The following is a 6,492-nucleotide window of genomic DNA, read 5'->3' on the forward strand; positions in this document are numbered from 1 at the left end:
ACGGAAGTGGTCACCACGGTCCGCCCGCCAGACCGCTCCTTCTATCCCCGGTGGCCTGTTGCTGCAGGGGGAACGGTGCAGTGGGCCCCTGCAGCAGATGTGCCCGCCTTGATACGCCCGATCGGGCCAGCAGGAGCTGTGCCACGGCGGCAACCTCGCGGACCTGTTCAAGGGAGGCAGTTTCGGGATCGGAGGCGACAAGATTCACCACGTCGGCGAGCGCTTCGTGAGTTCCCATGGAGAACGCCGGCCGGCAAGCTGAGATCAGGAGCGGCCCATGCTCAGCGAGCAATTGCTCAGCCTGCAGAATCGCCGTTTGGTCACCGTCCGCGATGAGGCGGGCGCCTACCCCGTCCTTCGTCGGCATGAGTTCCCACTCATGCCCCTGGCTGTCGGTTGCAGTGAGTCTGGTCATGCGGCTTCCCCCTTGGCTGAATCGTGGAGACGGCCGCTCCACGCGTCGATAGCCGCCGTAATGCGGGCCTCTGCAGCTGCAATCGGGTGGACGGCGAGGTGTGCCCAAAAGGCACTGGTAGTGGTCTCGACCCCGCTGAAGTCGACGCCGAGCAGGTAGTCGTGTGCATCGATGGCTGAATTGGCTACCGCTGCCCATACGTAATCGGATTGTGTGCGGCCGAGCTTGATGGCGGCGAGCTGCTCGAGCGCGTCCCAGCGGGCGCGAATAGTGCTGACCGAGCCGATCGGTGTGGCCCGGCAAAGTCCCGCGACTGTTTGTGCCTCGGCCACGGAGACGCCTGGGAGTGTGATCAGACCCCAGTGCGGGTTTGAGTAGAGGTCGGCGAACCAGCCCCAACGAGTGACTGCGGGTCCTTCGGTGGCGGGTGCCTCCACCTGACCGGCAGCCATCAGGTAAACGTGATCGACGAGTGAGGTCATGCCGCTACTCCCCGGTTGGCATCCCGTTGGCCATCCGCCCTGTTGAAGTAGGCGCGCAGGGCTCGGTCAGTGGGAATCGCTTTGCCGTCGTGTCGATAGGCAACTGCTGCCCAGATCATTGACTGTGGGGGAGTGCCGGCCTTGACCATTTCCATGACCATTTGCCGGCAACTTGCGAGCTCCGGGCATAGGAGGCATCCCGTTTTCGCGTCGAGTGCGGCTGGGAAAGATCCTTGGTCGAGGTCCCATAGCCGAGGATTGGCTGCACACGGCGGGCCTGGCAGAGACGACTGTGCGGTCATGCCGCATCACCTGCGGCAGTCGCCGTAGCGTATCGACGTGGTTTGCGATTGCGGAGGACCGCATACGGACGTAGGCGCTTGGCCGGCACGTGGTCGCCGTAGTAGTCGAACGCTTCTCCCGCGACGATCTGATCGTGCGGTGTGTCTCCCTGAGCGATCCGGTCATTCAGTTCGTCGCGGCATTGGGTGAGGAACGGGCAGTGTTTGCACGATTCGATTGCTCGTTGCCATGCCGCGAAACTCTGCCCTGCCAACTCCCATGTCGCGGACTTTCCGGCGCAGGGTGTGGAGTCGGCATCAGGCTGCGTCAGCGGGATCATTCCGCGGGCTTCCAGTTCCTGACGGATCAGGCGTAGTGAGGGGCAGTCTTGGCATTGAGCTGTGTAGGCGAACCCGCATCGGTGGCACCGGCCGGCGGAAGTGGGGCGGTGCGCACTCGCGGTGACCAGGAGGTCGTTGGTCGACAACTTCGACAGCTTGATCGAGCGAGTGTTGGGGTGCGGATCTCGTCGCAGCAGCTCACCCAGGGCGGCCGCAGCTACCGGGCACATCGGCTCGGTGACGGTCGGCTCGTAGCCGCAGCCGGAGCAACGGCCGTCCACTGTCGAGTGTTGGTAAGTGAGGCGGCCCAGTTCGGCTGTAGTGGCTGCGGCCAACGATTGTGTTGCGGACAGGTGCTTCTTGGGGCGCTCGACGTGAGCGCCAGCTAACGTGTTCATTGCAGAGGTTCCAATCTGCTATGGCCGCTATGGGGTTGCAGCCCCTCGCGGTCCGAGGCCCCCTGATCGTTGGTAGCGATTGGGGGGTTTCTTGTTGTGTGAGGAGCGGTCCTTTCCCCACGGGTTCTTCTATATTCTTACACTTATCGCTTCTTGTCTATAGCACTTGTGTGTGACAACAGTCCAGGAGGTCGGGCAGCATGACTCGATATGCGAGGGTGCCCAGAATGAGCCGACGAACACTGGAGGGATTCGTTCCCTCCCGGCTTTCCATTGCCCGCATTGACAAGAAGTTGGCCCAAGGTGAGCTGGCTCTTCGCGCTGACGTCAGCACGGCCACGATCTCGGCATGGGAAACGGGTCGATCGACCCCTCAGGTCGATCGACTGCTCAGGGTTGCGGAAATCCTCGGCCTGCGAATGGACGAGTTGATCGATGTCCCAGCCGACAAGCGAAAACTCGGAACGCTCCGTGAGCTGACTGGTCAAACCCAAGCCCAGCTTGCCCGCAGCGTCGGTGTGTCGACGCCCCTCCTTGCTGCCCTCGAACGTGGGCACGCGAAGCTCGGTGAGGCTATTGCTGATCGTCTTGCCAAGGAACTTGGCGTGTCTGTGACGGAGGTGCGTGAAGCTTACGAGCGCGGTCGCGCCCGACCACCGCTCGATTAGACCTCGTGCCACTGAGGGCACGACTGATAGGGAAGCGCTTTGGCCGTGTAACGCGGGAGGCAAAGCCGACGATTCATTGTTCGATCCGGAGAGCACGTCTGCGCGTTGCGGCAGTTCGAGAGTTCCGCTCGACATAACCCACCCCGGGAGTCGGTGCAGCACATAGATATAGGTGTGCCACACGTTCATAGCCACATCTGAAGCCGAACACGACAAGCCTCAGGAAACTCCCGGGTGGGAGCGCGGAGATCAGATTAGCAGCACCCCGGGAGTCTGCAACCGTTCGACTCCCACCGTGTGTCGATCTCGGTTCCTCGGCTTAACGGCTGAAATCAATTGCCCCCCTGGTTGAATCATGTACTACCAGAACTGTGGGCTCGTTCCTGGGCGTACTAGCACCGTCGACTGTGCGACCGTTACGCCGTGTTCAGCACTGGCGGTAGCTACTCCAGTGATGGTCAAGTCCGCGGGTGTCCACGCTTCCGATTCGGAGAACCGCACAAAGAGCACCAGGTCGACGCTAAGGGCCTCGCCGTTGCGAAGTGATGCCCGCGCGCGATCGAGCTCGGCGCGACTCTTCTCGTGAATCTGGGCGACCTCGGTTGCCCAACGGGCGAGGGGGCCGGGCGGCGGGACGTCCCATTCCAGGAACAAGCCGGTGATTAGCTCGAGGTAGCCGATGCCCATTGGTTCGGACAGCGACTTCTCGAGTGCCATCACCTGCGTCTTGCTGTACTCGCGGTGAAAGTCTTGTTTCGGAGGGGTCTCGTCGGTGATGTCGTGGATGAGGCCACCGACAGATTTCTGGCCAGCCCTTTCGATGGAGCGAACCGTCATGTGTACGCAGCGGAAACCGCCATCGTCGCCCTTGAGGCTGATCTCGGCGGCGAATGGCGCGCCAGCTCCTAGCTCTCCATGGCCGAATGCGCCCACATACATCGTGTAAGCATCCCGTTTGTCGAAGGCTGTGAAGAACTGCCAGATTTCGGGGAGAGCGCGGTCCGGCTGTGACATGTCGATGCCGAGGATCTTTTGTTCGACAGGACCGCTATGCCGGGTTCGTTGCGTGCCGTAGTCCCATTCGAAGGTGCCTACCGTTCGCGGCGGCGGCGGAGCTTCACCAGGTGCCCCAACGAAGACCTGAACGCCGAAGACGTCACCTTCGGCGGACAGCAGTGGATCTGCGTATGCGACTGCAGTCCGATTTCCCGACAACCAGACACGGTCGTGGAGTGGCTTACGTGAGGTGTAGGCGGATTTGACGGCATTCTGCGCTGCTTCGCGGGCTTTGGCGCGGTCGCTGTTGCTTCTCTTGGCAACCTCCCAGGTTCCCCTGGTTCGGCTGGCGAAGTCGCGAGCCTGTCCGCCCTCCGAAACGACGGAAGGCTCCTCGCCTGTACGGATGCCCAGAGTTTCGTAGATCACCCAACCCAGGTGGCGAGTATCCGTTGAGTTTTTCCGCTGCCGGCCGCCCTCGAGTACATCGGTCACGTAGATTTCCCCTCCCTCGAACCCAACCTTATGTAAGGGGATCGTCAGGGGAAAATCGGGCTCGCCTCAGCGTGAAGTCGATCGAATAGTACGGGGTCGTGCGCACAGAACACTGTAATTGCTTGTGAGGAGCGGCCCGCGAGGTTACGGAGTCGCCGATGGTTTGCCCGAACTCGGGTTGGGGCCGCTGCCAAGGCGAATTCAAGAGCGCCCAACACACGTTCACGGCTTATCAGCGCGGATCGGTCGGGGGAGAGAACCGACCGATGATAGAACGCATCGCCAGCGTGAAATAGCCATCCCCGATTGCTCGTCCGGACGGCGACGCCGGCATGCCCGATCGTATGGCCGGGCATCGGCACCAGCCATATGTCTTCTATGCCAACGATCGGGTTCGCCGTGGGCAGGCCGAGTAACTCTTCGCCCTCGCCTTCGTACGTGTGGAACGATGTGATCGCTTCGATGTGTGGGAGGCGGTATCTCAACCGCTCGGGCAGGTGCTGTCGAGTCTTCGCGGTGTGGAGTTCGGCGGCCGTGGTGTGCACCGTTGCATGTGGGAAGTCGAGTGCGCCACCGATGTGGTCATAGTCCAAGTGTGTTGCGACGATGTGCTGCACATCAGAGGCCTGGTAGCCGAGGGTTTCGATCTGGTGTGCAGCGGTCTCCTCCACTCGTAGTGCAGGCCCGAGTGCTAGGGCAGAGCGGCCGAGTCGGCTCTTCGGTGCGGCGATGTCTGCGAGGCCGATTCCGCTATCGACAAGAACCAGGCCGCCGTCCGTCTCGCAGAGTAGGACGTGTGAAACGAGTGGTCCGCTTGCGAGCGAGTCGAAGGAACCGCAGTTCAGATGATGGACGCGTCGAACACCGGACATGAAGGCACCACCGGGCTTATTGGCAGGTGTGGCCAGGCATGAGCTATGCCGGGCCGCCACATCCGGAGCCGAAATCGTCAAGCACCGGGAAACCTTCACACCTGAAGGCGCGACGCTATGTTACGCGCCACTAAGGAAAATGCTAGGCAGGCAGACTTCCGCTGCAGGAATGATCGTGTGCGCCATGAGGTTTGCGCAATACGTCGGCGCCGAAAATTCTCGCTTCTACCTGCGAAGACGACACGTCCCCTTGGCGGGTTCGAGGACAGCTCCTACTTCAGGCCACAGCTGATGTGCATGTACATGTCGAAGTCCTCGTAGGGCGAGTTGATGATCCAGTGTGGTGGTGTATCGACGTCGACCTGGATCTCGACGTCACCCACGGCTGGCCGGTCCCAGGTGATGCCGAGGGGAAATATCTTGGTGTCGCCTGGTGGTCGCGTTCTGTTGACGGCGTCGATCGCCTGCTGGGATTCGGCGAAGCCGTGTGGGGGGTAATTGAGAGTCTCATTCTCGACCGTCACGGTCTGGGAGCCGTGGGTCAGGGTGGCGTGCCAGCCGTTCGGTGCGGTGACGTCGACGGTGAGAGTGTCACCCTCGCCGTGGCATTGCGCATCGACCTGGTCAGGAGCCGGGAGCGTCACGAGGTCGCTACCTTTGCGATTCCCGACTCCGATAGCGAGGTTGCCGTCCCATCCATCCGAGCCGCCTGCACTTTCTGCTGGCGTAATGGTTCCAAGCCGTCCGTCCTCCTCCGCCGAGCCGGAGCATGCGGTCAGGGCCGCGGCGATCGTGCCGGCGAGAGCGAGGGTGAAGAGTGTACGGGCGTGGTTGGACATTTGATTTCCCCTCCTGTTGCCGCAGGGCGGCGCGATCGAACTCGGTGCGGTGACCACTGCTTTCAATACCGGACGGTGTCGATCAACCAGCTGCCCCCGGCTTTGCTGAGGGTGACCCACACGGTGGTGTCCGGGTCGACGGGGGCAGCGTCGTCACCGGTGACCGCGGTTTGCTCGATAGTGGCGACTCGGTGGATAAGGGTATCGGTATCAGGCGGGCACCCGGAGCAGCCGATCGTCACGTCGGCGATGACCTTGGCGTTCTTCGCCGCCCACTGCCCCCACTGGACGCCGGGCCCGCGTTCGGTCGTGACCGGAACGGCGATCTGTGCGGCAAGGTTTTCGGTCAGCCATTGCCGCGCCCGCATGAATCCGTCGCTGGGGGAGTTGTCGGTGGACGGATACCAAGTGAACGCCACGGTCAGAGCCTGCCGGGCAATGTCCTCAGCCTCACTGGCGTCGGGCGACCTCTCTGAAGTGGGCGGTCGCGGCGGGGGTGCAGTCGTCGTCGAGGTTGGTACGGGCGCAGCAGATGTCTCGGGAACCGCGGTCTGCGGATCGTCTCGGGTCGTCCGGAATGCGTAGACCAGGACCGCGACGGCGACGCCTAGTATTGCGGCCACGGCCAGGAATCGGCGCACACTCATCTCATACTCCTGTCGCGGCGGGGAACTCACACGTTCCACCGCGTCGATTGCACGGCG

At 62.4% G+C, this 6,492-nt stretch carries 8 protein-coding genes; 1 reads left to right on the top strand and 7 read right to left on the bottom strand.

The genetic code is table 11. The features are described from left to right. Positions 1-10: 10 nt before the first annotated feature. From JQT59_RS36450 to JQT59_RS37560, 3 genes are all read right to left on the bottom strand, one after another. The gene (locus JQT59_RS36450) at positions 11-415 is read right to left on the bottom strand and encodes a hypothetical protein (protein ID WP_249354704.1); all 405 of its coding nucleotides are present in this window, start codon (positions 413-415) and stop codon (positions 11-13) included. Beyond that, positions 412-897, bottom strand: coding sequence for a hypothetical protein (locus JQT59_RS36455; RefSeq protein WP_213578482.1), 486 nt, complete (start codon positions 895-897; stop codon positions 412-414). Before JQT59_RS36455 ends, JQT59_RS36450 begins: the two co-directional genes overlap by 4 nt. 298 nt (positions 898-1,195) lie before the next feature. Further along, complete coding sequence (locus JQT59_RS37560; protein WP_249354703.1) at positions 1,196-1,918, bottom strand: hypothetical protein; 723 nt, start codon at positions 1,916-1,918, stop codon at positions 1,196-1,198. A gap of 227 nt (positions 1,919-2,145) precedes the next feature. Between JQT59_RS37560 and JQT59_RS36465 the strand changes: the two genes are divergently transcribed. Next, entirely contained in the window at positions 2,146-2,586 is a 441-nt protein-coding gene (locus tag JQT59_RS36465) for a helix-turn-helix transcriptional regulator (RefSeq protein ID WP_249354702.1), read from the top strand. A 360-nt stretch (positions 2,587-2,946) separates the two neighbouring features. Here the strand turns inward: JQT59_RS36465 and JQT59_RS36470 are convergent, their stop codons facing one another. The 4 genes from JQT59_RS36470 to JQT59_RS36485 form a co-directional block, all read right to left on the bottom strand. Next, on the bottom strand, positions 2,947-4,077 hold the full coding sequence (locus JQT59_RS36470; RefSeq protein ID WP_213578480.1) for a GAF domain-containing protein: 1,131 nt from the start codon (positions 4,075-4,077) through the stop codon (positions 2,947-2,949). Positions 4,078-4,121: 44 nt separating this feature from the next. Next, positions 4,122-4,949: an MBL fold metallo-hydrolase gene (locus JQT59_RS36475; RefSeq protein ID WP_213578479.1), complete on the bottom strand. Its 828-nt coding sequence runs from the start codon at positions 4,947-4,949 to the stop codon at positions 4,122-4,124. Between the two features lie 272 nt (positions 4,950-5,221). Then, positions 5,222-5,788 (bottom strand): hypothetical protein, encoded by a 567-nt coding sequence (locus tag JQT59_RS36480; protein ID WP_213578478.1) that lies wholly within the window; start codon positions 5,786-5,788, stop codon positions 5,222-5,224. Between the two features lie 62 nt (positions 5,789-5,850). Beyond that, a partial coding sequence (locus tag JQT59_RS36485; protein ID WP_349307046.1) for a hypothetical protein occupies positions 5,851-6,492 on the bottom strand: 642 nt, incomplete at its 5' end.

The organism is Rhodococcus sp. USK13, from assembly GCF_018343855.1.
Classification (GTDB): Bacteria; Actinomycetota; Actinomycetes; order Mycobacteriales; family Mycobacteriaceae; genus Rhodococcus_F; species Rhodococcus_F oxybenzonivorans.